At 37.9% G+C, this 910-nt stretch carries 2 protein-coding genes; both read left to right on the top strand.

Going from position 1 to position 910, the window contains the following annotated elements:
- Window positions 1-64 precede the first annotated feature (64 nt).
- Window positions 65-418 carry an IS630 transposase-related protein gene (locus JMX97_RS13615; RefSeq protein WP_201558957.1) on the top strand — a complete coding sequence of 118 codons (354 nt, stop codon included), beginning with the start codon at window positions 65-67 and terminating at the stop codon, window positions 416-418.
- On the top strand, window positions 405-905 hold the full coding sequence (locus JMX97_RS13620; RefSeq protein ID WP_227671619.1) for an IS630 family transposase: 501 nt from the start codon (window positions 405-407) through the stop codon (window positions 903-905). Before JMX97_RS13615 ends, JMX97_RS13620 begins: the two co-directional genes overlap by 14 nt.
- The last annotated feature ends 5 nt before the right edge of the window (window positions 906-910 follow it).

Below are 910 nucleotides of genomic sequence, written 5' to 3' on the forward strand. Positions count from 1 at the left end.
TATAGTAGGTTCTCTATAAATAAGATACAATCGTTTTAAAATAAGCAAAGTGGCAGAAGAATACATGACCTATTCAGCAGACTTTCGAGCGCAAGTGATTAAAAGTATCAAACAAAAGGACATGAGCATCCGCCAAGCTTGTACTTTCTATAACATTAGCAAAACTACCTTACAGCGCTGGCTCAATAACTCAAGTATCAAACAAACTCGGGATAAACCACCAAGCAAAATACACGATGACCTATTATTAAAAGACATTGAACAATATCCAGACGATTATCTGTATGAACGAGCACAACGTTTCAATTGTAGTAAGACGGGTATTTATACGGCTTTAAAACGTTTAGGTATCAGCCAAAAAAAAGACCTTGGAACATCCAAAAGCGTGTCCGACAAAAAGAGCAGTGTATCAGAATAAGCTTGATAGCTTTACGCAGCAAGGCTATCCCATTGTTTATATGGATGAAAGTGGCTTTGAGGCTGAAACTATCAGACCCTATGGTTATGCACCTATTGGAACTCCTTGTATCGACAGTTACAATTGGCAAGGTAAAAAACGAACCAATGTCATCGGTGCTTTGTATGAAAAGGTGCTATTTGCGCTTGATTACTTTGAGAAAAATATTAATGGTGACATATTCTATAATTGGTGCAAGTACACACTAATCCCAAGTCTTAAGACCAAATGCGTGATTGTAATGGATAACGCAAGTTTCCATAAACGAGTACAAAAGCTGCTTAATAGACATGGCCATCGGCTATTATTTCTACCGCCCTATAGCCCCGATCTAAATCCTATCGAGAAGAAGTGGGCACAAGCTAAATTTCTACGCCAAGGCTGGATGGAGAATAATCTGCCTAAACTGTTTCATGATATGGGCTGTATTTTTTTTATTGTGAACTGACTATA

The sequence above is a fragment of the Psychrobacter sp. 72-O-c genome, assembly GCF_904846605.1.
Classification (GTDB): Bacteria; Pseudomonadota; Gammaproteobacteria; order Pseudomonadales; family Moraxellaceae; genus Psychrobacter.

What these genes read in the sequence shown, in the direction of transcription:
- JMX97_RS13615 (WP_201558957.1), top strand. Translation starts at nt 65, where the DNA reads ATGACCTATTCAGCAGACTTTCGAGCGCAAGTGATTAAAAGTATCAAA.